General features: G+C 72.4%; 26 protein-coding genes, 1 tRNA gene and 1 pseudogene. 7 read left to right on the forward strand and 21 right to left on the reverse strand.

Features of this window, described 5'->3' with window-relative positions:
- The first annotated feature begins 119 nt into the window (after positions 1-119).
- Complete coding sequence (locus ACWEOZ_RS37155) at positions 120-1,049, forward strand: ribonuclease Z (RefSeq protein WP_451915354.1); 930 nt, start codon at positions 120-122, stop codon at positions 1,047-1,049.
- Complete coding sequence (locus tag ACWEOZ_RS37160) at positions 1,021-1,551, forward strand: N-acetyltransferase family protein (protein WP_451915355.1); 531 nt, start codon at positions 1,021-1,023, stop codon at positions 1,549-1,551. Before ACWEOZ_RS37155 ends, ACWEOZ_RS37160 begins: the two co-directional genes overlap by 29 nt.
- Before the next feature lie 257 nt (positions 1,552-1,808).
- Here ACWEOZ_RS37160 and ACWEOZ_RS37165 read toward each other — a convergent pair whose 3' ends face one another.
- Positions 1,809-2,171, reverse strand: a complete 363-nt coding sequence (locus ACWEOZ_RS37165; protein WP_451915356.1) for a hypothetical protein — start codon at positions 2,169-2,171, stop codon at positions 1,809-1,811.
- 134 nt (positions 2,172-2,305) lie between these two features.
- Between ACWEOZ_RS37165 and ACWEOZ_RS37170 the strand changes: the two genes are divergently transcribed.
- Complete coding sequence (locus tag ACWEOZ_RS37170; protein ID WP_451915357.1) at positions 2,306-3,250, forward strand: S1C family serine protease; 945 nt, start codon at positions 2,306-2,308, stop codon at positions 3,248-3,250.
- A 28-nt stretch (positions 3,251-3,278) separates the two neighbouring features.
- Here ACWEOZ_RS37170 and ACWEOZ_RS37175 read toward each other — a convergent pair whose 3' ends face one another.
- Positions 3,279-3,944 carry a TetR family transcriptional regulator gene (locus tag ACWEOZ_RS37175; RefSeq protein WP_451915358.1) on the reverse strand — a complete coding sequence of 222 codons (666 nt, stop codon included), beginning with the start codon at positions 3,942-3,944 and terminating at the stop codon, positions 3,279-3,281.
- 100 nt (positions 3,945-4,044) lie between these two features.
- Here ACWEOZ_RS37175 and ACWEOZ_RS37180 point away from each other — a divergent pair, with 100 nt between their 5' ends.
- A complete protein-coding gene (locus ACWEOZ_RS37180; protein WP_451915359.1) occupies positions 4,045-4,959 on the forward strand; it encodes an SDR family NAD(P)-dependent oxidoreductase in 915 nt (304 codons plus the stop codon).
- Positions 4,960-5,012: 53 nt separating this feature from the next.
- Here the strand turns inward: ACWEOZ_RS37180 and ACWEOZ_RS37185 are convergent, their stop codons facing one another.
- Both ACWEOZ_RS37185 and ACWEOZ_RS37190 read right to left on the reverse strand, forming a co-directional pair.
- Positions 5,013-6,371: a cystathionine beta-synthase gene (locus ACWEOZ_RS37185; RefSeq protein ID WP_451915360.1), complete on the reverse strand. Its 1,359-nt coding sequence runs from the start codon at positions 6,369-6,371 to the stop codon at positions 5,013-5,015.
- Between the two features lie 49 nt (positions 6,372-6,420).
- Positions 6,421-6,777 (reverse strand): YkvA family protein, encoded by a 357-nt coding sequence (locus tag ACWEOZ_RS37190; protein ID WP_451915361.1) that lies wholly within the window; start codon positions 6,775-6,777, stop codon positions 6,421-6,423.
- Positions 6,778-6,964: 187 nt separating this feature from the next.
- On the opposite strand from ACWEOZ_RS37190, the gene ACWEOZ_RS37195 reads away from it, so the two are divergent.
- From ACWEOZ_RS37195 to ACWEOZ_RS37205, 3 genes are all read left to right on the forward strand, one after another.
- Positions 6,965-8,065: an SGNH/GDSL hydrolase family protein gene (locus tag ACWEOZ_RS37195; protein WP_451915362.1), complete on the forward strand. Its 1,101-nt coding sequence runs from the start codon at positions 6,965-6,967 to the stop codon at positions 8,063-8,065.
- A gap of 28 nt (positions 8,066-8,093) precedes the next feature.
- On the forward strand, positions 8,094-8,900 hold the full coding sequence (locus ACWEOZ_RS37200) for an SGNH/GDSL hydrolase family protein (RefSeq protein ID WP_451915363.1): 807 nt from the start codon (positions 8,094-8,096) through the stop codon (positions 8,898-8,900).
- A 65-nt stretch (positions 8,901-8,965) separates the two neighbouring features.
- On the forward strand, positions 8,966-10,210 hold the full coding sequence (locus ACWEOZ_RS37205) for an acetyl-CoA C-acetyltransferase (protein WP_451915364.1): 1,245 nt from the start codon (positions 8,966-8,968) through the stop codon (positions 10,208-10,210).
- 217 nt (positions 10,211-10,427) lie between these two features.
- Here the strand turns inward: ACWEOZ_RS37205 and ACWEOZ_RS37210 are convergent, their stop codons facing one another.
- From ACWEOZ_RS37210 to ACWEOZ_RS37290, 17 genes and pseudogenes are all read right to left on the reverse strand, one after another.
- Positions 10,428-10,745, reverse strand: coding sequence for a hypothetical protein (locus ACWEOZ_RS37210; protein ID WP_451915365.1), 318 nt, complete (start codon positions 10,743-10,745; stop codon positions 10,428-10,430).
- Positions 10,746-10,833: 88 nt separating this feature from the next.
- Positions 10,834-11,667, reverse strand: a complete 834-nt coding sequence (locus tag ACWEOZ_RS37215) for a Bax inhibitor-1/YccA family protein (RefSeq protein WP_451915366.1) — start codon at positions 11,665-11,667, stop codon at positions 10,834-10,836.
- A gap of 108 nt (positions 11,668-11,775) precedes the next feature.
- Positions 11,776-11,857, reverse strand: a tRNA-Leu gene (locus tag ACWEOZ_RS37220).
- Between the two features lie 70 nt (positions 11,858-11,927).
- The gene (locus ACWEOZ_RS37225) at positions 11,928-13,283 is read right to left on the reverse strand and encodes an NAD(P)/FAD-dependent oxidoreductase (RefSeq protein WP_451915367.1); all 1,356 of its coding nucleotides are present in this window, start codon (positions 13,281-13,283) and stop codon (positions 11,928-11,930) included.
- Positions 13,284-13,409: 126 nt separating this feature from the next.
- A complete protein-coding gene (locus ACWEOZ_RS37230; RefSeq protein WP_451915368.1) occupies positions 13,410-13,973 on the reverse strand; it encodes a hypothetical protein in 564 nt (187 codons plus the stop codon).
- 1 nt (position 13,974) lies between these two features.
- Entirely contained in the window at positions 13,975-15,318 is a 1,344-nt protein-coding gene (locus ACWEOZ_RS37235) for a DUF58 domain-containing protein (protein WP_451915380.1), read from the reverse strand.
- Positions 15,319-15,338: 20 nt separating this feature from the next.
- Positions 15,339-16,349, reverse strand: coding sequence for an AAA family ATPase (locus ACWEOZ_RS37240; RefSeq protein WP_451915369.1), 1,011 nt, complete (start codon positions 16,347-16,349; stop codon positions 15,339-15,341).
- 13 nt (positions 16,350-16,362) lie between these two features.
- Entirely contained in the window at positions 16,363-16,968 is a 606-nt protein-coding gene (locus tag ACWEOZ_RS37245; RefSeq protein ID WP_451915370.1) for a hypothetical protein, read from the reverse strand.
- Positions 16,965-17,663 (reverse strand): DUF4129 domain-containing protein, encoded by a 699-nt coding sequence (locus tag ACWEOZ_RS37250; protein ID WP_451915371.1) that lies wholly within the window; start codon positions 17,661-17,663, stop codon positions 16,965-16,967. Before ACWEOZ_RS37250 ends, ACWEOZ_RS37245 begins: the two co-directional genes overlap by 4 nt.
- Positions 17,664-17,715: 52 nt before the next feature.
- On the reverse strand, positions 17,716-18,453 hold the full coding sequence (locus ACWEOZ_RS37255) for a uracil-DNA glycosylase (protein ID WP_451915372.1): 738 nt from the start codon (positions 18,451-18,453) through the stop codon (positions 17,716-17,718).
- 69 nt (positions 18,454-18,522) lie between these two features.
- On the reverse strand, positions 18,523-19,182 hold the full coding sequence (locus tag ACWEOZ_RS37260) for an LppU/SCO3897 family protein (RefSeq protein ID WP_451915373.1): 660 nt from the start codon (positions 19,180-19,182) through the stop codon (positions 18,523-18,525).
- A 94-nt stretch (positions 19,183-19,276) separates the two neighbouring features.
- Entirely contained in the window at positions 19,277-20,305 is a 1,029-nt protein-coding gene (locus tag ACWEOZ_RS37265) for an HAAS signaling domain-containing protein (RefSeq protein ID WP_451915374.1), read from the reverse strand.
- Positions 20,302-20,631, reverse strand: coding sequence for a PadR family transcriptional regulator (locus ACWEOZ_RS37270; RefSeq protein ID WP_451915375.1), 330 nt, complete (start codon positions 20,629-20,631; stop codon positions 20,302-20,304). The genes ACWEOZ_RS37265 and ACWEOZ_RS37270 overlap by 4 nt, the downstream gene beginning before the upstream one ends.
- A 240-nt stretch (positions 20,632-20,871) precedes the next feature.
- Positions 20,872-21,771, reverse strand: a pseudogene (locus ACWEOZ_RS37275) (Ppx/GppA phosphatase family protein); the annotation flags it as partial.
- A gap of 9 nt (positions 21,772-21,780) precedes the next feature.
- Complete coding sequence (locus ACWEOZ_RS37280; protein ID WP_451915376.1) at positions 21,781-22,284, reverse strand: amino-acid N-acetyltransferase; 504 nt, start codon at positions 22,282-22,284, stop codon at positions 21,781-21,783.
- Positions 22,285-22,294: 10 nt separating this feature from the next.
- The gene (locus ACWEOZ_RS37285) at positions 22,295-22,795 is read right to left on the reverse strand and encodes a DUF501 domain-containing protein (protein ID WP_451915377.1); all 501 of its coding nucleotides are present in this window, start codon (positions 22,793-22,795) and stop codon (positions 22,295-22,297) included.
- Positions 22,796-23,275, reverse strand: a 480-nt coding sequence (locus ACWEOZ_RS37290) for an FtsB family cell division protein (protein ID WP_451915378.1), incomplete at its 5' end; no start/stop codon positions are given.

Genomic DNA, 23,275 nt, shown 5'->3' on the forward strand with positions numbered 1-23,275 from the left:
GTGGCAGCGGTGCGGCGAATACCAGGCAGCCACCCGGCCCCCGGGGATCCGGCCTTGTCCGACCGGACCGTGCCACGGCGCGGAAGTCCCCGGGGGTCGCTTCATGTCCGAAGGTGATCATGCGCCAGCTGACCGTGCTCGGCACCGCGAGCCAGGTGCCCACCCGGCACCGCAACCACAACGGCTACCTGCTGCGCTGGGACGACGAGGTCATCCTCTTCGATCCCGGTGAGGGCACCCAGCGCCAGATGCTGATGGCCGGGCTCGCCGTGACCCCGCTGCGGCGCATCTGCATCACCCACTTCCACGGCGACCACGCGCTCGGCCTGCCCGGGATCATCCAGCGTGTCTCGCTCGACAAGGTCCCGCACCCGGTCCAGGTGCACTACCCGGCCGGCGGCCAGGAATTCTTCGACCGGCTCCGGCACGCCACCAGCTTCTACGACGTCGCCGACCTTCAGCCCGTACCGGTGGCCGACGGTTTCCGGGTCGAGACCTCGGCCGGCGCGCTCACCGCGCTGCCGTTGCGCCACTCGATCGAGACCTACGGCTACCGCCTGGCCGAGCCCGACAGCCACCGGATGGTGCCGTCGCTGCTGGCCGCGCACGGCATCGCCGGGCCGGCCGTCGGCGAGCTGCAGCGCACCGGCCGTCTCGGCCGGGTGACGCTGGAGCAGGTCAGCGCGCCCCGGCCCGGGCAGCGCTTCGCCTTCGTGATGGACACCGGCCTGTGCGACAACGTCTTCCACCTCGCCGAGGGCGCCGACATGCTGGTCATCGAGTCGACCTTCCTCGCCGAAGATGCCGCGATGGCCGCCCAGGTCGGCCACCTGACCGCGGGTCAGGCCGGGTCGGTGGCCCGGCAGTCGGGGGTACGCACGCTGGTGCTCACCCACTTCTCCCAGCGGTACGCGGACAGCACCCGCTTTCTCGACGAGGCCCGCGCGGAGTTCGACGGCGACATCGTGCTCGCCGAGGATCTGCTGCGGGTGCCGGTGCCGCCCCGGCTAGGTTCGTCCGATGAGCGTGCATCTGCGTCCCGCCGCTGACGACGACCTGCGGGCGATCGGCGCCCTGCACTTCCACTCCCGCGCGTCCGCGTACGAGGGCATCCTCTCCCCCGGCGCGCTGGCCCACGGCTCCCCCGAGGTGCTGGGCGAGTGGTGGGCGGAGCGGTGGAAGTGGGAGCAGGACACCCATCGGCTGACCGTCGCAGTCGACGGTCCGGTCCTCGCGGGCTTCACGTACGTGGGACCGAGCGAGGAGGACGGCGTCGCGGAGCTGTACGCGATCCACGCCGATCCGGCGTACGTGGGCACCGGGGTCGGCCGGGCGCTGATGGCCGACGCCCTGCCGGCGCTGGCCGCGCTGGGTGACCGGGCCGTGCTCTGGGTCCTCGCGGCGAACGAGCGGGCCCGGCGCTTCTACGAGCGCGGCGGCTGGGTCCCGGACGGCACGACCCGCACCGAGGCGGTCGGCGGGGAGCCGGTCCTCCAGGTGCGTTACGGACGGCGGGTGGAGGAGGGCGGGCGGGAGCGCGTGACCGAGTGAATGCGGGGGAACCTGTGGTCACGCACTCCCGCCAACCGCGCCCGCCCGAACCGCGTTGACGCCTGGCCGGAGGCGCCGACCGGCGGAGGCGTGCCGGTCGCGGCGGTTCATGGGCGGGTCCGGGTGCGGGACGCCGGCGTGCTGGCGGGGCACGGGGGCATCACCGCGGATCGACGTCGTCCGGGCCGATGCAGGTCGGTTCTTGCCGGGGGACGGTCAAGGTCCCGGGTGACGTCGAGGTTCTGGCCGGGGGCCGTTCAGTCGAAATAGCCTCTGTTCAGTTCGTCGATCTTCGGCGTCTCGCGCCGGGCCATGTTGCCGTCCAGCCCGGTGCGGATGCCGGGCATCGCGCGCACGCTGTTGAGGTCGTGCCGCAGGGTCCAGGCTTCCCGCCACGGCCGACGGGACGCGAGGTCGGCGCGTTCGCCGAGCCGGCGCGGCGCGCAGGGCCAGCGCCAGCCGCACCAGACACAGTTGCCGTCGTGGCCGGCCTCGGCGTGCCGCCGCAGCATCTGCTGGGCGTCCTGCCAGAGCAGGCGGTCCACGATGTCGGCCGGTACAGCCTCGTCGACGATGACCATCCCCACCCCTCCGTCCGGCTCGTTCAGCTCCTTCGTCACTCATACAACCCCCGGCAAGGGACATCCGGTCGGACTGTCTGTGCGACCTTCGCAACTATCAGTGACTGGCACTTTTCGCCGTGGGCGGACGCCGTACCGGCATCGATGGCCGCCGGGCCGGTGTTCTGGACTGCATGGATACCGAACACACGGGTGTCGAAACGGGCGCGCTCGATGCCTACAGCCGTGTCGTGACCGGCGTCGCCGCCCAACTGCTGCCGTCGGTCGCGGCGCTGTCCGTCCGTACCCCGCGCGGGGCCGGCGCGGGCTCGGCGGTCACCTTCACCGACGACGGATTCCTGCTCACCAATGCCCACGTGGTCGCCGGCGCGTCCGGCGGCACCGCCGCCTTCGCCGAGGGCACCGAGACCAAGTTCGACGTGGTCGGCGCCGACGCGCTGTCCGACCTGGCCGTCGTCCGCGTGCACAACCCGGGCGCGCCGGCCGCCCCGCTCGGCGACGCCGACCGGCTGCGGATCGGCCAGCTGGTCGTGGCGGTCGGCAACCCGATGGGCCTGGCCGGCTCGGTCACCGCCGGCGTGGTCTCGGGACTGGGCCGCTCCCTGCCGGCCCGCGACGGCCGCCGGGTCCGCATCATCGACAACGTCATCCAGACCGACGCGGCGCTCAACCCGGGCAACTCCGGCGGCGCCCTGGCCGACTCCACCGGCACGGTGGTCGGCGTCAACACGGCGGTCGCGGGCTACGGCCTCGGCCTGGCCGTACCGATCAACAAGACCACCCGCCAGATCATCGGCGAGCTGGTGACCACGGGCCGGGTCCGCCGCGCCTGGCTCGGCGTCGCGGGCGTGCCGGTGCCGCTGCCCCCGCCGATCGCGGAGCGCCTGGGCCAGAAGCTGGGCCTGCGCGTGGTCGAGGTGGTCCCGGGCAGCCCGGCCGGCACGGCGGGCGTCTACCTCGGCGACATCCTGATCACGGCGGGCGGCGAAGCGGTGCAGACGGTCCAGGCCCTGCAACGCCTGATGCTGGGCCCGGCGATCGGGAAGAACCTGCCCATCACCGTCCTGCGGAAGAACGCCTTCGTGGACGTGGTCACCGTCCCCGCCGAGCTCTCCTGACCTGAACGGGTGCTGCCGCGCTCCGGGCTCAGGGGCGCGGCAGCATGCCCACCAGCGAGGTGATGACCGCGAGCCGCAGGGCCGTTTGCATATCGATGTGGTGGACCGCGAGCGCCGGCTCGGACTCGTAGACGGCCAGAAGGCTCGGCGGCGGTGAGGTGTAGGCGGACAGCGCACCCCCCACGATCAGGAGGTTCAGGCAGAACATCTCGGCCCGGTCGCCGATCTCGGGCAGGTGCCGCCGGACCAGGCCGGCCATCACCGCGAGATTGCCCAGCGAGGCCCGCTTGTGCCGGCGGATCACCTCCACCGAGACGTTGTGCTCGAGCACCCCGCCCTGCGCGCCGAAAAGATCACAGAGCACCGTCTGGGCGGCGAGCGACCGGCTGAGCACGTCGGCCGCCTGCTCCGCCCGTTCCACCGCGGACCGGTCCGGGTCGATCCCGCGGGCCAGCTCCGGCTCCAGCTCGGCCAGCCAGGTCGCCGTCCGGTCGTCCATCAGGTCGAGCAGCACGGCCTCGCGGCTCTCGAAATAGCGCAGCACCGCGGTCTTGGCCAGGCCGACCCGCCGGCTCAGCTCGTTCAGGGTCACCTGGGCCACCGGCATCTCGTCGAGCATCGCCGAGGTCGTCTCCATGATCGCCCGGCGCCGGACCGCACGCTGCTCGTCGCTGCGCGCCCGCTGGAACGTCATGACGCCGATCCTAGCTTAGGTACCGGCGGTCTCTTGACACTGTACCGGCGGTACATTAACATTCAGGCATAACTTACCGGCGGTACATTGGGGAGCAGAGATGAACTGGACCGAGCAGCAGATCCCGCGCCAGGACGGCCGGGTCGCCGTGATCACCGGAGCCAACACCGGGCTGGGCCTCGAGACCGCCCGGCGGCTCGCCGAGCGCGGGGCGTCGGTGGTGCTGGCCGTGCGGGACACGGAGAAGGGCAAGCGGGCCGCCGCCCGGATCAACGGTGACGTCTCCGTACAGGAACTGGATCTGAGCTCGCTGGAATCGGTGCGGGCCGCGGCCGCCGGCCTGCGTGCCACCCAGCCGCGGATCGACCTGCTGATCAACAACGCCGGCGTGATGTACACCCCGCGGCAGACCACCCGCGACGGTTTCGAGCTCCAGTTCGGCACCAACCACCTGGGTCACTTCGCGCTCACCGGGCTGCTGCTCGACCTGCTGCTGCCCGTGCCCGGCTCGCGGGTGGTCACGGTCAGCAGCGTGGGCCACCGCATCCGTGCCGCCATCCACTTCGACGACCTGCAGTGGGAGCGTTCCTACAGCCGGATCGGCGCCTACGGCCAGTCCAAGCTGGCCAACCTGATGTTCACCTACGAGTTGCAGCGCCGGCTCGCCGCGCACGGCACCAGCGCCGCGGTGGCCGCCCACCCCGGCGTCTCCAACACCGAGCTGGTCCGCAACATGCCGCCGGCCCTGCGCCGACCGGTCACCTGGCTCGCCCCGCTCATCAGCCAGCCCGCGGCCGCGGGGGCGCTGCCCACCCTGCGGGCCGCCACCGACCCGTCCGTCCTCGGCGGGCAGTACTACGGCCCCGACGGCCTGGTCGAGGGGCGCGGCCACCCGGAGCTGGTCACCTCCAGCCCCGAGTCCTACGACGTGACCGTGCAGCAGCGCCTCTGGGCCGTCTCGGAAGACCTCACCGGTGTGCGATTCCCGGTGGGCCGGGCAACCGCTGCGGCGTGACCACGCGAAGATGCCGTCCGACCCCTGTGCGGGCCGGACGGCATCGGGGAACCTCAGGAGAGGTGCGCCAGCAGATCCTGGCGGGTCAGCACCCCGGCCGGCTTGCCGTCGACCAGGACCATCGCCGCGTCCGCGTGCTCGAGCAGGGTCACCGCCTCGCTCACCGGCTGACCGCCGCCGATCATCGGCAGCGGGTCGGCCATGTGCCGCTCGATGGTGTCGTGCAGGTGCGCCTGCCCGGTGAACAGCGCGTCCAGCAGCGACTTCTCCGCGATCGATCCGGCCACCTCGCCCGTCACGACCGGCGGCTCGGCCTTGAGGACCGGGAGCTGGCTGACGCCGTACTCGCGCATGTAGTCGATCGCGTCGCGGACCGTCTCGGTCGGGTGCACGTGGATCAGCGGCGGCATCTCGCCACTCTTCGAGCCGAGCGCCGCCGCCACCGTGGCCTCGTCGCCGCCCGTGGTCAGGAAGCCGTAGCGGGCCATCCAGGTGTCGTTGAAGATCTTGGAGAGGTAGCCGCGGCCGCCGTCCGGGAGCAGGACCACGATCACGTCCTCCGGGGCCGCCCGGCGGGCCACGTTCAGGGCCGCGACCACGGCCATGCCGCAGCTGCCGCCGACCAGCAGGCCCTCCTCGCGGGCCAGGCGGCGGGTCATCTCGAACGAGTCCGAGTCGGAGACCTCGATGATCTCGTCGCAGACGCCCCGGTCGTAGGTCTCGGGCCAGAAGTCCTCGCCGACGCCCTCGACCAGGTAGGGCCGGCCGCTGCCACCGGAGTAGACCGAGCCTTCCGGGTCGGCGCCGATGATGCGCACCGGGCCCTGCTCCTTGAGGTACTTGCCGACGCCGGTGATCGTGCCGCCGGTGCCGACGCCCGCCACGAAGTGGGTGATCCGGCCGTCGGTCTGCTTCCACAGCTCCGGGCCGGTCTCCTCGTAGTGCGAGCGCGGGTTGGCCGGGTTGCTGTACTGGTCCGGCTTCCACGCGCCGGGGATCTCCCGGGCCAGCCGGTCGGAGACGTTGTAGTAGGAGCGCGGGTCCTCCGGGGCCACGGCGGTCGGGCAGACCACCACCTCGGCCCCGTACGCCCGCAGCACGTTCTGCTTGTCCTCGCTGACCTTGTCGGGGCAGACGAAGACACACCGGTAGCCGCGGAGCTGGGCCACCAGGGCCAGGCCCACGCCCGTGTTTCCGCTGGTCGGCTCGACGATGGTGCCACCCTCGCGGAGCAGGCCGGCCTTCTCGGCGTCCTCCACCATGCGCAGGGCGATGCGGTCCTTCACGGAGCCGCCGGGGTTGAAGTATTCGACCTTGGCAAGGACGGTCGCCGCTATGCCGTCGGTGACGCTGCGCAGCCGTACCAGGGGGGTGTCCCCGATGATGTCGACGACATTGTCGTAGTACCGCACGTCGCTGTGCCCTTCTCCGGTGCTGACCTGGATCTGGCCAGCCTACGGCTCAGCCCACCACGGAACCCGGCAGGACCGCGGCACGCTCCTTCTCCCACTGCAGGAAGCGCTCGGTCTCGCTGAGCACCGAACCCGCCAGCCACGTGATCATCACGGCGTCGTCGGCCAGGCCGAAGACCAGCAGGGCCGCTTCCGGCACCGCGTCGATCGGTGAGACCACGTACAGCGTGGCGGCGGTCATCAGGGCCACCCGCAGGCCGCCGTCGTACTCACCCTTGGCGGTCGCCTTGATCATCCGAGGCAGCGCAGCCAGCCGCTGGCCGATCGACGGGCCGCCACGGGCCCCTGCCATCAGCGCCTTCGCGAGCGCCGTGAACGCGGCGGTCCGGCGCAGAGTTCTGGCCATGTCGTCCCCTTTCGCTGTCCTCAGCATGACGGCAACGCGCTATATGTGCCCGCTCGGCGCGGGGTTCAGACAGTTGTCGCACAGGCGAGTTAGCCTCGAAGTCCCCACCATCGCCGGCAGCCGGGTCTCCACCCTCGGCTGACGGGCAGGTTCCCGCCGAGCGAGAGCGAGGGAGAGCGTGCGACAGGTGCGCAGTTTGACAGCGGAGGAGTGGCAGCGGCTCCGGCTCGCGGGCCAGATCGCGGGCGGTGTGACCGGCGCTGCGGCCGGCTTGACCGTCCTCTCGGCGGGCGTGCTGCTGCGCCAGGCCGCCGACGCCCGCCGGATCATCCCGATGGCCGAGGCACCGCCGCCTCGCGGTGACGGGGTGTACGGCCCCAAATTCCCCGGCAAGCCGCTGAGCATGGTCATCCTCGGTGACTCCTCCGCGGCCGGGTACGGCGTGCACCGTCCCCGGGAGACCCCCGGAGCCCTGCTCGCCACCGGCGTCTCGCGGCGCCTGCGCCGGCCCGTACGCCTGCACCGCCTCGCCGTGGTCGGCTCGATGTCCTCCGGTCTGCAGTACCAGGTGGACGCCGCGCTGGAGTACGAGCCCGAGGTGGCCGTCATCCTGGTCGGCGCCAACGACGTCACGCACGCCTCGGCCCGCACCGCGGCCGTGCGCCACCTCGCCGACGCCGTGCGGCGGCTGCGTTCGGTCGGCTGCAAAGTGGTCGTCGGCACCTGCCCGGACATCGGCGCGATCCAGCCGATCAAGCCACCGCTGCGCTGGCTCGCCCGCAAGTGGAGCCGGCAGCTCGCCGCGGCCCAGACCGTCGCCGTGGTCGAGGCCGGCGGCCGCACGGTGTCCATCGGCGACCTGCTGGGCCCGGCCTTCGAGGCCGACCCGGTGCGGATGTTCAGTTCGGACCGCTTCCACCCGTCGGCCGAGGGTTACGCCCGCGCGGCGGCGGTCATGATGCCCACGCTCATGGCGATGCTCGGCGAGGACGACCGGGCCCCGGCCACCGGCACCGACGGCGTGCGCAGCCTGCCCGAGGCGGCCCAGGAGGCGGCCCGCGCGGCCGGCACCGAGGTCGGCCCGGCCAAGGTTGACGGTCGCGAGCGCGGACCGGCCGGCCGCTGGGCCCAGCTGCGCCGGCACCCGTGGTTCGGCGAGCCCCGGCTGTGGTTCGGGCACCGCGCGGCGGCGTCGTTCGGGGCGGGTCCCGTTCCCGGCGTGTCCGGCCGGTCGGCCGCCGGAGCCGTAGGCTGGACCCCAGCGGATCATCAATCAGCCGTCGACTGACGGAGTTGTACTGCGGCAGGGAGGCGACATGACGGGCCTGGCGGGACGGATCAGCAGAGCGACGGCGACCACGTTGTTCGCCGGGGCTGTCGGCAGCGTCGCCCTGCTCGCGGGCGAGGCCATCGCGGCCCGCACCCGGCGGTACGCGAAGCCCACCATGGGCCTGGCCCTGCGCACGTCGATGGGCCCGTCCGCCGCTCCCGCGCTGCGACTGGTCCTGCTCGGCGACTCGGCCGCCATCGGGGTCGGCGTGGAGTGGCTCTCCGAGACCGTCGGCGGCCAGCTGGCCCGGCTGCTGGCCGAGGGCACCCCGGAGACCGGCCAGCGGCACGTGCTGCTGTCCAGCGTCGGCGTGGCCGGTTCCCGTTCGACCGACCTGGCCACCCAGGTCGCCCGGGCGCTGCTCGGTGACCGTCCGGACGTGGCCGTGGTGCTGATCGGCGCCCAGGACGCGACCGGTCTGCGCAGCGCGGAGGAGTCGGCCGCGCACCTCGGTGACGCCGTCCGGCGGCTGCGCGCGACCGGCGTCCAGGTCGTCGTCGGCACCTGTCCCGATCTGGGCGCCGTCCGGTCGATCGCCCCGCCGTTGCGGCAGCTCACCGGGTGGGTGGGCCGCCGCGTGGCACGGGCCCAGGCGGCTGCGGTGACCGAGGCCGGCGGTGTCGTGGTCGACCTCGCCGAGGAGACCGGCGCGGTGTTCCGGGCCGACGCGGGCACGCTCTGCTACGACGGCTTCCATCCCTCGGCGGACGGCTACCGGGTGTGGGCGCACGCGCTCTACCCGGCGGTGCTCGACGCGGCCCAGGCGGCCGGTCGGCGCTCGATCCAGGAATAACCGACATTCTGGTGTGACGAAGTGATGCTTCCGCGTCAAGTTACCGGCGGGTTAACGTTGGCTGCATGCCGGAAGCTGTCATTGTCGCCACCGCCCGCTCCCCCATCGGCCGCGCCGTCAAGGGCTCGCTGAAGGATCTGCGCCCAGACGACCTCGCCGCGACCATCATCGACGCCGCGCTGAGCAAGGTGCCCCAGCTCGACCGCACCCTCATCGAGGACCTCTACCTGGGCTGCGGCCTGCCCGGTGGCGAGCAGGGCTTCAACATGGCCCGCGTGGTCGCCACCCTGCTGGGCCTGGACGGCCTGCCCGGCGCCACCGTGACCCGCTACTGCTCCTCCTCGCTGCAGACCACCCGGATGGCCTTCCACGCCATCAAGGCCGGCGAGGGTGACATCTTCCTGTCGGCCGGCGTCGAGACGGTGTCCCGCTTCGGCCGGGGCAACTCCGACGGCCTGCCGCCGGAGGCCCAGGCGCTGGTCGGCGGCGGCTGGGAGAACCCGAAGTTCGCCGAGGCCCGGGTCCGCACGACCGAGACGGCCAAGAACGGCGGCGTGTGGCACGACCCGCGCGAGGACGGCAACCTGCCCGACATCTACCTGGGCATGGGCTACACCGCGGAGAACCTGGCCCAGGCGTACGACGTCAGCCGCCAGGACATGGACGAGTTCGGGGTCCGCAGCCAGAACCTGGCCGAGAAGGCCATCGCGAACGGCTTCTGGCAGCGCGAGATCACCCCGGTCACCACCCCCGACGGCAAGGTGGTCTCGACCGACGACGGTCCCCGCCCCGGCGTCACCATGGAGGCCGTCGCCGGCCTCAAGCCGGTGTTCCGCCCCGACGGCCGGATCACCGCCGGCAACTGCTGCCCGCTCAACGACGGCGCGGCCGCCGTGGTCGTCATGAGCGACACGAAGGCCCGCGAGCTGGGCATCACGCCGCTGGCTCGGATCGTGTCGACCGGCGTCACCGCCCTGTCGCCGGAGATCATGGGCCTGGGCCCGGTCGAGGCGTCCCGGCAGGCGCTCAAGCGGGCCGGGATGACCATCGACGACGTCGACCTGGTGGAGATCAACGAGGCCTTCGCGGCGCAGGTCATCCCGTCGTACCGCGAGCTCGGCATCCCGCTGGAGAAGCTGAACGTCAACGGCGGGGCGATCGCGGTGGGTCACCCGTTCGGCATGACGGGCGCCCGGATCACCGGCACCCTCCTGAACTCCCTGGACTGGCACGACAAGAGCATCGGCCTGGAGACGATGTGCGTCGGCGGCGGCCAGGGCATGGCGATGGTGCTCGAACGCCTCGGCTGAGGTCGATCCCTTATTTTCCGCCGGGTCCGGCTGCCGTAGGGGGCGGTCGGGCTCGGCGGTTCGTATGTGGCCTTTCAAGATCCGAGCAAGAGCAGATTCCTGTCGTGCCTGGTTGCCTGGCACTGACCGTCGCTCCCGCCGAGACCGGGCGAGGGCGGCCAGTCGCCTGGCGGCTCATGAACGGCCACCCTCACCCTGCCAGGTCCGTGCACGGATTTCAGAGGGCGCTGCGCACCTCGGTCACGGCCGCGGTGGCGCCGGTGAGAACGTCGTCCGGCGGGTCGGCGGCGAGCAGGTCGTCGGCCATGACGCGGAGCTGGTCGGGCAGGACCGTGTCGGCCAGGCGGGGAACCGGGCGGTGCCGGCGCTGCTCGGCGTCGGCGGCGGCGTCGGCCAGGCGCTGGACGAGCGTGCGGACCGCCTCGGCGCGGGTGCTGCCGCCGCCGGGCGCCGGGGCGTTCCAGCGGGCCGCCTCCCAGTGGCCGACCTGCGTGATGAGCCGTTGTACGGCGGTCTCGAAGTCTGCTGCGCCCACCCGGCGACCCTATCGGCAAAGAGGGCAGCGCCCGGTCCGCGGGGAGGCGGACCGGGCGCTGCCGGGTGTGACGGTGGGGTGCGGACGGCTAATCGTCGCCCTGCAGGAAGCTCAGCAGGCGCAGAACCTCCAGGTACAACCAGATGAGGCTGACCAGGATGCCGAACGCCGCGGTCCAGGAGTAGCGCTGCGGCAGACCCATCCGCACGCCCTCCTCGACCTCGTTGAAGCTGAGGATGAAGCTCAGCGAGGCGACGACGATGCAGATGATGCTGAAGCCGATGCCCAGGGCACCGTTGCTGCGCAGCCCGGTGGTGACGTCGAACAGCGAGAGCACGAAGTTGATCAGCATGACGGCGAACAGACCGGCCATCACGGCGATCATGCCGCGGACGAACTTCGGCGTGGCCCGGATGACCCGGGCCCGGTAGAGGAACGCCATCAGGAAGAACACGCCGAAGGTGGCGATCACCGCTTGCAGGACGATGCCCTGGTAGCCCGCGATCTCCTGGTAGAACTTGCTGACCAGGCCGACGAACGCGCCCTCGATGACCGCGTACGCCACGACCAGGGCCGGGTTGGCCATCCGGGAGAACGAGATGACCAGGCCGAGCACCAGACCGACCACCGCGGCACCGATCCAGGCGGCGCCGAGCAGCGAATCCGGGATCAGGTTCCACGCCGCGACAGCGGAGACACCGGTGATGCCGAGCAGCGTCACGGTCTTGACGACGACGTCGTCGATCGTCATGGGTCGCACAGCCGGCGGCGAAGCCGGATATCCCGGTGCGCTGGGGTACGGCTGACCGTAACCCGGCTGACCGGCGGCCGGGCCGTACGGTCCGGCCGGGTTGTACCCGGCGGTCCGCTCCCGCTCGGCCGCCTGGCCGAGGCGCGAGAGCACCGGGTTGGAAGTCTTCACTGTGTCCAGCCTCCCTTGAGGTTGAGGCACGTAGGGGCGTGCTGTTCAAGGGTAAGCGCAATACCAGCTGGATGGCGCCCGGCCAAGCTGTGAGCAGGCTGAAAACCGTGCCCGGGGCGGGTCTCGAACCCGCACGCCTTTTGGGCAGCCGCTTTTAAGGCGGCCGTGTCTGCCGTTCCACCACCCGGGCCGATGCGTTGCTGCTCACCGTAGCCGGTCCGGCCCGCCCCGCAGAACGCCGGGACGGGCACAAACCACGCTCAGCGGGACCCGGCGCCCACCGGCTCGGCGCTGCGGTCGTCGCTCAGCGGCGGGGTGACGTGGGTGAACTCCTCACGCGGGGCGTGCAACTGGCCCAGCGAGATGACCTCCCGCTTGAGCACGAAGGCCAGCGTCCAGTCGGCCAGCACGCGCACCTTGCGGTTGAACGACGGGATCCGGCTCATGTGGTACGTGCGGTGCATCATCCAGGCCGGGAAGCCCTTGAGCTTGACGCCATAGATCTTGGCCACGCCCTTGTAGAGACCGAGGCTGGCGACGCTGCCCGCGTACTTGTGCTTGTAGTCCTTGGGCTGGGCGCCGATGATCACCGCGCGGATGTTGTCGGCCAGCCGGGAGGCCTGCCGCACCGCGTGCTGTGCGCTCGGCGAGCACCAGGCGCCCGGGTTGGTCAGGTCGGGGACCTGCGCGCAGTCGCCGGCCGACCAGGCGCCGTCGAGCACCTTGTCGCCGTCGACGACCTGCAGCATCGTGTTGCAGGTGAGGTGACCGCGCGGGCCGCGGGGCAGGTCGGTGTGGTCGAGCATCGGCGACGGCTTGACGCCGGCGGTCCAGACGATCGTCTCGGCCCGGAAGGTCTCCCCGTCGGAGAGCCGCACCTCGCCGTCGACGCACGACTCCATCCGGGTCTCGAGCCGGATGTCGATGCCGCGCTTCTGCAGCTGGCGGGCCGCGTACGCGCCCATCTCCGGGCCGACCTCGGGCAGGATCCGGTTCGACGCCTCGACCAGGACGAAGCGGACCTCGTCCTGCTCCAGCTCGGGGTAGTACTTCAGGCCGTCGCGGACGACGTCCTCCATCTCGGCGAGCGCCTCCACGCCGGCGTAACCACCGCCGACGAAGACGAAGTTGAGCGACGCCTTGCGCATCTCCGGGTCCGGGGTGGTGGCCGCGATGTCCAGCCGGTCCAGGATGTGGTTGCGCAGGTAGATGGCCTCACCGATGGTCTTGAAGCCGATGCCGCGCTCGCGCAGGCCGGGGATCGGCAGGGTGCGCGAGACGGAACCGGGGGCCACGATGATGTGGTCGTACGAGATCTCCTTGACCGGCCCGTCGATCGGCCGCACGGTGACCGTCTTGCGGGCGTGCTCGACCTTGGTGACCTCACCCGAGACGATGTGGCAGCGCTTGAGCTCGCGGCGCAGCGGCACGACCGAGTGGCGCGGCGAGATGTTGCCGGCTGCGGCCTCCGGCAGGAACGGCTGGTACGTCATGTGCGGCTGCGGATCGATGACGATCACCTCAGCCTGCACCGAGTTGAGCTTCCTCGACAGGCGCAGAGCGGCGTACAGCCCCACGTGACCTGCCCCGACGACGACGATCCGCTGCGGTTTCACCCCTCCATCATCCGCATCGGGGCGCCGCCGTGCGCGGTTCTGTGACCAAGCACAACCCCGTTAGTCAAGTGCCGTAACGCACACGTTTCGGTTTCATTTCGCTGCAAACTTACCGTGCAAGAGCCGTCACGGGCGGCGCAGCAACCGGCCCAGCAGCAGCGTGATGCCCACCGCCGCGGCCAGCCCGACCAGCGTCGCGACCACGAACGCGCCCCCGGCCAGCTCCGCGGTCAGGCCCAGCGTGATCACGGTGAGCACGGCCGAGATCAGCACGACCAGCAGAGCCCGGGCCAGCCAGCCGGCGACCACGTCCACGTTGACGATCGCGTCGTACGGCAGCACCGCCGCCAGCGCGGCCAGCGTGTGCCCGAGATAGGTCAGGGCGGCGATGCTCAGCACCCGCCACAGCGCGACCCGGGCGTCGTACCAGGTGGTGTCCAGGATCCAGCCGCCCACCACGACCAGCACGGCGACGGTCACGCCGCGGCCGCGCGGGGCGAAGGCCGGATAGACGCCGACCAGGCCGAGCAGGACGACGTAGCGGCTCGCGGTCAGCGCGGCCGGCCACGCCACCATCAGCGCGAGCACGAAGACCAGGGCGATCCCGCCGCGGACCAGCAGCGGCAGCGCCGTCGCCCGGGCCACCGTGGTCCGGGTGCGTTCGATCCGCCGGGTGATGCCGTCGAGCATGTCAGCGCCCCCGCGGTGCGGAGGCGAGCCGGGACACGTCCCGCAGCACCAGGTCCAGGCTGCCGGCCCCGGCCCAGGTCACCACCGGTACGCCGTGCTCGCGCAGCCGGCCCAGCACGTTCTCGCGCTCCATCCGCCACAGCTTGGTGGCGATCGGCGTCCACGGGCTGCGGTTGGGCGGCGTGACCCCGCCGGGCAGCGTGTCGACCGCGACGGTGAAGCGGCCGGACTGGCTGAGCCCGGCCAGCATGTCGGCCGAGCGCGGGTCGACCAGCGGGGTCAGCACCATGACCAGCGCGTCCGAGGAGACGTGGTGGGCGCCGAACACGTGCTCGTGCGGGCCCTGGTCGCCGGTGTCGGCCCGGACGTCCAGCAGCCACTCGAGGACCGTCAGGTATTGCCGGCGTCCGGTGGCGGCGCGCAGCCTCCGGGCCGAGGAGCCGTACTCCATGAGCGAGACCCGGTCGCCGCGCTGCAGGTAGTGCTCGGCGATGGCGGCGGCCGCGCGGACCGTCGTGTCGAGCACGGACGCCCGGCCCTTCACGCCGCCGGACGCGCCGGCCTCGCCGAGGACGTCCAGCAGGAGCAGCACCTCGGCGTCCCGGTCGGACAGCGTGGAGGCCACGTGCAGGTCGCGCGTGCGCAGGGAGACGCGCCAGTCGATGCGGCGCAGACGGTCGCCGGGGGCGAACGGCCGTACCCCGGCCAGCTCGCCGCCCTCGCCGGGCCGCCGCGACCGGTGGTTGCCGACCAGGCCGGCCGCCGCCGGCATCGCCTCGGTGGCCGCGAACGGCTCGGTCTCCGGATACACCCGCACCCGCCGGGCCGGGGTCACGACCGGGCGGCAGGCCAGCAGGCCACCGCAGGCGGCCACGCGGGCCGCGGCCGGACCGACCTCGTGCCGGCCCCAGCGGGTCGCCTCGCCGGGCAGCTCGACGGCGGTCCAGCCGTCGGTCGCGACGGTGATCGCGAACGGCCGGTCGGCGTCCCGCAGCTCCAGCCACGGCGAGGTCCGGGTCCGCACGACCACCAGGTCGTACGGGATGACGTCGGGGTTGGCCACGGTGAGCCCGGCGCCGACACTGCCGCCCTCGACGATGTGCTCCTCGTCCGCGTCCACCGTGAGCTCGGGCGCGGAACGCGGCATCCGGCGCAGCCCGATCGCCGCCCCGACGGCGAACGGCGCCGCCAGCAGCACCAGATCGACCCGGCCCAGCGCCACGCCGAGGACCAGCAGCAGCCCGGTCAGCAGGACCGTGCGGCCCAGCGCCCGGGTGGGCACCCAGACGGGCGCCGCCCACCCCTCGTCGGCCGCCGGCACCTGAGGGGGTACGGCGGCCCGCAACGACGGCGGCTCCAAGGCTGTCACTGGCCGGTGTACCCGCCCGCGTACGTCGGCAGGGCACCGCTGGCCGGCGCCGGCACCGCCTGCAGCACCTCCTGGACCACGAAGGACGGGTCGACCCGGCGCAGCCACATCTCCGGCCGCAGCGTGATCCGGTGGGCCAGCGCGGGGACCGCCACGTCCTTGACGTCCTCGGGCACCACGAAGTCCCGGCCGGCCATGACCGCCCGGGCCCGGGCCAGCAGGAGCAGCGCCAGCGAGCCTCGCGGCGACGAGCCGACCAGCGCCGAGGCGTGCTCGCGGGTCGCCGAGGTCAGCGCGACGATGTAACGGCCGATCGAGTCCTCGACCACGACCTGCTCCAGCGCGGCCTGCATGGCCATCAGCCGGCGTGCGTCGACCACCGGCGCCAGCTGCGACTCCTCCTGGCGGCGGGACATGCGGCGGCGCAGCACCTCCCACTCCTCGTCCTCGCTGGGGTAGCCGAACGAGACGCGCAGCATGAACCGGTCGAGCTGGGCCTCGGGCAGCGGGTACGTGCCCTCGTACTCGATCGGGTTGGCCGTGGCCAGCACGTGGAAGGGCGGGTCCAGCCGGTAGGTGACGCCCTCGACGGAGACCTGCTTCTCCTGCATGGCCTCCAGCAGGGCGGCCTGGGTCTTCGGCGGCGTCCGGTTGATCTCGTCGGCGAGCAGCATGTTGGTGAAGACCGGCCCGGCCCGGAACGCGAAGTCACCCTTGCGCTGGTCGTAGAGGAAGGAGCCGGTGACGTCCGCGGGCAGCAGGTCGGGGGTGAACTGCAGGCGGCGGAAGTCCAGCCCGAGCGACTGGGCGAAACAGCGGGCGGTCAGCGTCTTGCCCAGCCCGGGCAGGTCCTCCAGCAGCACGTGACCGCCGGCCAGGATGCCGGCCAGCACCAGCTCGAGGGACTCGCGCTTGCCGACCACCACGCTGCCGACCGAGTCCAGGACAGCGCCGGCCAGCCTGCCGACCTCGTACGGCGGCAGGGCCTCCACGCTCGCGTCCGTCACCGAACCACCCTTCTCAGATCTTCTCTAGTGCCTCGACGTACGTGGACAGCTCACGGGGCTTCGGCGAGCGCCGGCCCGGCTCGTCCAGGAACTCCCACAGCGGCTCGCCGAGCAGCTCCCGGGCCCGCCGCGGATCCGACGCCCGGGTGAACCCGTGCTTGAGCCGCAGGCGTTCGTCGGCGAGCTCGGCGAACACGGGCAGGACGTTACGCGAGAACCTCTCGAAGTCGTGCTGCGACCACTCCAGCCGTTGCTCCCAGCGCCGTACCGCCGCCCGCAGGGTATCGGTGCCGGCCCATCGGTAGTCGCCCTCTTCCTCGCCACGGCGGGTCGCCGGCCGGGGCAGCGGCGGCGGGGCCACTTCGGACACGGCCAGCATCAGCAGCCGCAGCGCGACGAACGCGGCCACGATCAACAGCAGGGAGACATCGATGCCGCGCGACCGCAGCGCCGCCACCGTGACGACGGTGGCCACCGCGACGAGCAGGAGGTTGCGGACGACCCAGCCGATCCGGGACCGGGGCTTCTCGGCCTCGTCCTCGGGTGGGTCCGGGAGCATGACCTCGGACGGCCGGCTGCCGAAGAGGTCCTCGAGCCCGCCGTCCTGCTCGCGGCTCATGAGCTGACTCCGGCGCCGAGGTCGACCCGGAGCCGTTCGAGGGCGGAGCGGGCCTGCTGGCGCATCTGGTCGTCGACGGTGTGGGTGGCGTACCGGGCCTGGCGGTAGACCGCGGCGAACGGGGTCAGCACGTCGGCGTCGAGGCGCTGCTCGGCCAGCAGCCGGGCGACCAGGTCGGTGGGGCTGTCCCCGGCGTGCCGGGGCGTGCCGGCCGCGGCGGCGGCCTGCTCCAGGCGCACCCAGCAGGCGATCACGGCCCGGCGGGGGTCCCGGTCGGTGTCGGAGAGCTCCTGCAGACCGGCGTCCAGGGCCGCGACCAGGTCCTCGGCGGTGCGCGCCTCGGGCCGGCGTGGCTCGCGGCGGCCCTTGCGGTTGCCACGGCGGCTCAGCGTCTGGCGCAGCAGCGCCCAGACGACCAGGCCGATCACGATGACGCCGACGATGCCGAGGATCACCAGGGCGACGGTGCCGGTCCAGTCGGGCAGGTCACCGCCGGCCTTCGACGGCTCCTGCGAGGGCTCGGCGCGGGCTTCCAGCGAGGGCGGCAACAGCGGTGCGGCCTCGATGCTGGGCGCGGCATCGGGCTCGAACCTGTCCAGCTGCGGGGCCGAACGGGTGGCCGCCAGCGAGGCGAGAAAGAGCAGCGCGAGGACGGCGGCCAGGGGCCACCAGCGACGCAGTGCGGCGAGATCCAACACTCCCGGCCTTAGGTCGTCCGTGCACGGCGGAAAATCGGCAGAGTCCGCATCATGCCAGGCCCGCCAGGTCTTTGGCACGGCCGAGGACGTCGTCGAGCATGGCGGGGGTGAGCCGGCCGGTGAACGTGTTCTGCTGGGAGACGTGGTAACAGCCCAGCAGCTCGGGCACGCCGGGCTGGCTGACCTGGGCACCGTGGCCGAAGGCGGGACGCGGGACCGGCGGTCGGACGCCATAGACGGCGGTCATCGCGGGCCACCACGCCGCCCAGGCGAAGGCGCCGAGCGCGATGACGACGCGCAGCGTGGGCCGGATCAGAGAGAGCTCGCGGTGCAGCCACGGCGCGCAGGTGTCCCGCTCGACCGGGAGCGGCTTGTTGTCCGGCGGGGCGCAGCGGACGGCGGCGAAGATCCGGGTGTGCCGCACCGCCAGGCCGTCGTCGGCCGCGACGCTGGTCGGCTGGTTGGCCAGGCCGGCCCGGTGCAGGGCGGCGAAGAGGACATCACCGGAACGGTCACCGGTGAAGATGCGGCCGGTGCGGTTGCCACCGTGGGCGGCCGGGGCGAGACCGAGGATGGCGATGCTCGCGTCACCGGGCCCGAACCCCGGGATCGGGCGGCCCCAGTAGGTCTGGTCACGGAACGAGGCCCGTTTGACCCGGGCGGACTCCTCGCGCCAGGCGACCAGGCGCGGGCAGGCGAAGCAATCGGCGACGCCGGCGTCGAGGACGGGCAGGTCGGGCGCGGCGGCCGCGTGCTGGGCGACGTCTTCAGGGGTACGGCTGGGCACGGCTCCAGCACAGCACTGCGCGGGACGACGGGAGCAGCCGGGGTGGGGCTCCCGCCGTACCGGGGTGGGTCAGGCCTTCGGGCGCAGGCAGAGCAGGTAGCCCTTGCCGGCGGTGCTGCCGTAGACGAAGTACTCCTCGTTCTCCTTGAAGAACTTCTCGCAGGACTTGCTGCTGGTGTTGCTCTCGCCGTCGACCCGGCCGACCACGGTGAACGCGGCGTCGGCCGAGCTGCAGTCGACGACCTTGGCGTCGGCCTCGGTCTCCTCGTCGACCTTCACGTCCTTGGAGGAGGCGACGCAGTCACCGACGGCGGCGTCCTTGGCCTTGTCGCCGAAGAAGGCTTCGCGGGCCACGGCGATGATGACGAACACGACGATGGCGCCGACGATGCGCAGCGCGATCCGGCCGAACGCGCTCTTCTTCTTGGGCTCCGGCGGGAAGGCAGCCGGACCACCGAAGCCCTGCTGGGCCGGGTCCCCGTAGGGCTGGCCGGGCCCGGGCTGACCGGGGCCGGGCTGGCCACCGGCCGGCGGGGCACCGTAGGGCTGACCCGGCGCCGGCGGCGCACCGTAAGGCTGACCCGGCGCCGGCGGCGCACTGTAAGGCTGACCCGGCGCCGGCGGCGCACCGTAGGGCTGGCCCTGCGCGGGGGCGTTACCGAAGCCCTGGTTGGCGGGCGGCGGGAAGCCGTCACCGGCGGAAGGCGGCGGCGCGACCGGGTTGCTCACGATGATTCCTCTCGGGATCCGGCCGAGGGGGTCGGCCGGTCGGAGCACAAGGTAGCGACCCGGACCGCGCCGCCGCGACCCCGTTACCAGGCCTTTACCTCGGCGACGGCGAGACGCTCGGCGAAGTGGCCGAAGGGCTGGGTGAGGGGCTGACCGAAGGGCTGACCCCGGAGCCGGCCTCCATCGGGGGCACCGGGCCCGGCCCGTTCGCCTCGGGTGCACCCGATGCCTCCCCCGCTGCTGCACTGGCCGTGGCGGTCGGCGCCCGGAACGGGTCCCGCTCGGCGCAGTACGGGTACGTGACCGTCTGGACCTCGGTGTAGTTGCCCGACTCGTCGTAGCAGTACGCGTTACCCAGTCGCAGCGGCGCGCCGTTCTGGTCGAAGATGCGCGCGTTCTTCACCAGGCGGCCCTGCTCGTCGTACACGAAGAGGTCCTCGATGTTGCCGTACGGGTTCGCGTTGTCGTAGTTGACGTCCGCGTAAGGGGCGCCGCGGCTGCTGCTGTCGGCGCTCAGGAAGCCGCCGAGCGCGACGAGCACCAACACCACCGAGCCCGCGTAGAGCGCCAGCTGGGGCCAGTGGGACAGCCGCACCGAGCGGCGGCCGAGCCAGATCGAGCCGAGGATCCCGGCCGCGAGCAGCAGCAGGGCGACGGCCTCGCTGCCACCGATGCGCGGGAGCAGACCGATCGGCTGGCCGCTGTCGTCGAGCATCCAGGCGAGCACCATGGCCGCCAGATAGCCGCGCAGCACCCACCACGCCGGGCGCAGCTGCACCAGGAAGTCGCTGGCCCGTTCGGCGCCGAACAGCGGGCCGAGCCGCACGTCGGCCACGCGCAGCCGGGCCAGGGCCACGTCGCGCATCTCCTTGAACTGGTCGGTGCGCCCGGGCGGATCGGGGAAACCTCCGACGAAGCCGGCGCTCATCCGCAGATCCGCGGCGTACGCCTCGGGGCTGCCCAGGCGGTCGGTCAGCGAACCCTCGCCGTCGGCCGCCACCTCGGCGAGGTGCTCGGGCAGGTCCTCGAGCAACTCGTCGCGCAGGGACTCGGGCAGGTCACCGAGGGCCGCGCGGACCGCGAACACGTACAGATTGATCTCGTCCTGAGCTGTGGTGATCACGCCGTCTCCCGCTCGCGAAGCAGATCGTCCATCGTGGATGCGAAACCGTGCCAGACCTTGCCGGAGCGCTGCAACTCGGCGCGGCCGGCGGCGTTGAGCGCGTAGTACTTACGGTGCGGACCTTCGTCGCTGGGCACGACGTAGGTGGTGAGCAGGCCGGCGTTGAAGAGCCGGCGCAGGGTGCCGTAGACGGACGCGTCGCCGACCTCGGTCAGCCCGGCCGTCCGGAGCCGGCGCAGGATGTCGTAGCCGTAGCCGTCCTCGTCGCGCAGGGCGGCGAGGCAGGCCAGGTCCAGCACGCCCTTGAGGAGCTGGGTGGTATCCACGCGGTGCACACTACTTCGCGTTGCGAAGTAGTGTCAAAGGCACGGTACCGTCGCCGACGAATCGACCACCGTTACCGGCCTGCCGGACCACTTTCGCACCGCCGGTCAAGGGGGCCGGGCGGCTCAGTCGCGGTGGGTCGCGGACCGCAGGGTCGAGAAGAACTTCTTGAGGGCGGGCTCGACGACCTTGCGCGCCGGGTGGGCGGCGGGCACCGCTTCCTCCTCGGCTGCCGGATCCACCAGGGAGAAGGCGATGCCGTCGAGGATGTCGTGCTCACTGGCGATCACCGAGGTCTTGCCGGCCCGCTCCATGATGACGCGCAGGATCAGGGACCCGGCACCGATCACGTCCGCGCGCCCCGGATGCATCACCGGCAGGTCGCGGCGGTCGGCCACCGTCGAGCCGAGCAGATCCTGGGTCACCTTCGCCACGTCGTCGAACGGGACCTGCGCGTGGTGGATCCGCTCCGCGTCGTACCGGGGCAGGTGCAGAGCCAGAGCGGCCACCGTGGTGACCGAACCGGCCAGCCCGACCATCGTCGCCGTGCCGTGGCCGGACACCGTCCGCAGGGCGGTGTCGACAGCCTTGGTGATGTCCTGCTCCGCCGCCGCGATCTCCGCCGGGGTGGGCGGGTCGCTGCGCAGGTGCCGCTCGGTCATCCGGACACAGCCGATGTCCATCGAGAGCGCGTGCCGGACCTCGTCGCCGCCCACCACGAACTCGGTGGAACCGCCGCCGATGTCGACCACCAGGTACGGCTGCTCGGCCGTCAGCCCGGTCACCGCCCCGGCGAACGACAGCCGGGCCTCCTCGTCGCCGCTGATCACCTCGGGGTCCACGCCCAGGGTGGCGCGGACCATCGCGGTGAAGTCGGCGGCGTTCGCCGCGTCCCGCGACGCCGAGGTCGCGCACATCCGGACCCGGCTCACCCCCAGCTCGGCGATCTCGGTCGCGTACCCGAGCAGGGCCTTGCGGGTGCGCTCGATCGCCTCCGGCGCGAGCCGGCCGGTGCGGTCGACGCCCTCCCCGAGCCGGACGATCTCCATCCGCCGGGCCACGTCGGTGAGGCGGCCACCGGCGATGTCCGCGATGAGCAGACGGATGGAGTTGGTCCCGCAGTCGATGGCCGCGACTCTCACGCTGTTCTCCTAGAGATGGAGGAGCATCCTCGTGTTACCGAGGGTATTCGGCTTCACCCGTTCCAGGTCGAGGAACTCGGCGACACCTTCGTCGTACGAGCGCAGCAGCTGCTCGTAGACGCTGTGCGGGACGGGCGCGCCGTCGATCTCGGTGAAGCCGAACGAGCCGAAGAACCGGGTCTCGAAGGTCAGACAGAACACCCGCGCCACGCCCAGCTGCCGGGCCACGTCGAGCAGCTCCGCGACCAGCCGGTGGCCGATCTTGAGACCGCGGTACGCCGGATCCACCGCGACCGTGCGGATCTCGGCCAGGTCCTCCCACATCACGTGCAGCGCGCCACAGCCCACCACCCGGTCGGTGGCCGCGTCCACGGCCACCCAGAACTCCTGGACGGACTCGTAGAGCGTGACGGTGGCCTTGCTCAACAGCCGGCGATCCGACGTGTACGTGTCCACCAGGTCCCGGATGGCCCGGACATCGGACGTGCGCGCGCGGCGGATCTCGACCTGCATGCGGCCGAGTTTATTCAGCCGGCGGCGGCACGCACGGACTGCCTGTCCACCACGGCTCGACCGCCGCGCGGACCTCGTCACCGAACGGGTTGACCCCCGGCCCCGCCGCCAGGGCGTGCCCGAGGTGCACGTGCAGGCACTTGACCCGGTCGGGCATGCCGCCGGCGGAGACGTTCTTGATCTCCTCGACGTGCTCGACGGCCTCGCGGCGCTGCAGATAGTCCTCGTGCGCCTTCTCGTACTGCGCGGCGAGCGCCGGGTCGGTGGCGAGCCGGTCCTGCATCTCCCGCATGACGCCGGCGGACTCCAGCCGGCTGCAGGCAGCCGTGGCCCGCGGGCAGGTCAGGTAGAAGAGCGTGGGGAACGGGGTGCCGTCGTCGAGGCGCGGGGAGGTCTCCACCACGTCCGGGTTGCCGCAGGGGCACCGGTGCGCGATCGCCCGGGTGCCGCGGGGGCGGCGGCCGAGCTGCTGGGTGACTGCGTGCAGATCCGTCTCGGAGGGTGTCGTCATCTACTTCCGGGTTTCTGAGTTGGCAGCGGCGACGCTGCCCCAGAGGGTGTCGTACCAGCGGGTCCGGGTCTGCGCCGGGGCGCTCCGGCCGGCGTCCCGGGCGGCGCCGGCCGGGTCGTTCAGCACCAGGAGCGGCACTTCACCGGGGCGCACGTAGAAGAGGCGGTCGCGGGCCTGGCTGCGGACGTACTCGGAGTCCTTCCACTTCTCCACCTCCTCGGTCAGCCCCTTGATCCTGGCCTGCTGCGCGGCCTGGTCGGCCTGCATCTGGGCGATCTGGGACTCCTGCGCGAGATAGACGCGGACCGGATAGGTGTAGGCCAGGGCGAGGGCCACCAGCACGACGATCAGCACGGTGGCCCGGCCGGTGAAGGCTTTGGGGCGGGTGGCGACGGTGCGCTTGGTCGCCCCGGTCGCGGGGGGGGGGGGCGGGGGGGCGGGGGGGCGGGCGGGCGGGGGTTGGCCCAGGGGGGCGACACG

It is taken from the genome of Actinoplanes sp. NPDC004185, from assembly GCF_053603475.1.

Coding starts and splice junctions, on each gene's coding strand:
- ACWEOZ_RS37155 (WP_451915354.1), top strand. CDS start 120: ATGCGCCAGCTGACCGTGCTCGGCACCGCGAGCCAGGTGCCCACCCGG.
- ACWEOZ_RS37160 (WP_451915355.1), top strand. CDS start 1,021: ATGAGCGTGCATCTGCGTCCCGCCGCTGACGACGACCTGCGGGCGATC.
- ACWEOZ_RS37170 (WP_451915357.1), top strand. CDS start 2,306: ATGGATACCGAACACACGGGTGTCGAAACGGGCGCGCTCGATGCCTAC.
- ACWEOZ_RS37175 (WP_451915358.1), bottom strand. CDS start 3,944: ATGACGTTCCAGCGGGCGCGCAGCGACGAGCAGCGTGCGGTCCGGCGC.
- ACWEOZ_RS37180 (WP_451915359.1), top strand. CDS start 4,045: ATGAACTGGACCGAGCAGCAGATCCCGCGCCAGGACGGCCGGGTCGCC.
- ACWEOZ_RS37190 (WP_451915361.1), bottom strand. CDS start 6,777: ATGGCCAGAACTCTGCGCCGGACCGCCGCGTTCACGGCGCTCGCGAAG.
- ACWEOZ_RS37200 (WP_451915363.1), top strand. CDS start 8,094: ATGACGGGCCTGGCGGGACGGATCAGCAGAGCGACGGCGACCACGTTG.
- ACWEOZ_RS37205 (WP_451915364.1), top strand. CDS start 8,966: ATGCCGGAAGCTGTCATTGTCGCCACCGCCCGCTCCCCCATCGGCCGC.
- ACWEOZ_RS37230 (WP_451915368.1), bottom strand. CDS start 13,973: ATGCTCGACGGCATCACCCGGCGGATCGAACGCACCCGGACCACGGTG.
- ACWEOZ_RS37245 (WP_451915370.1), bottom strand. CDS start 16,968: ATGAGCCGCGAGCAGGACGGCGGGCTCGAGGACCTCTTCGGCAGCCGG.
- ACWEOZ_RS37280 (WP_451915376.1), bottom strand. CDS start 22,284: ATGCAGGTCGAGATCCGCCGCGCGCGCACGTCCGATGTCCGGGCCATC.
- ACWEOZ_RS37285 (WP_451915377.1), bottom strand. CDS start 22,795: ATGACGACACCCTCCGAGACGGATCTGCACGCAGTCACCCAGCAGCTC.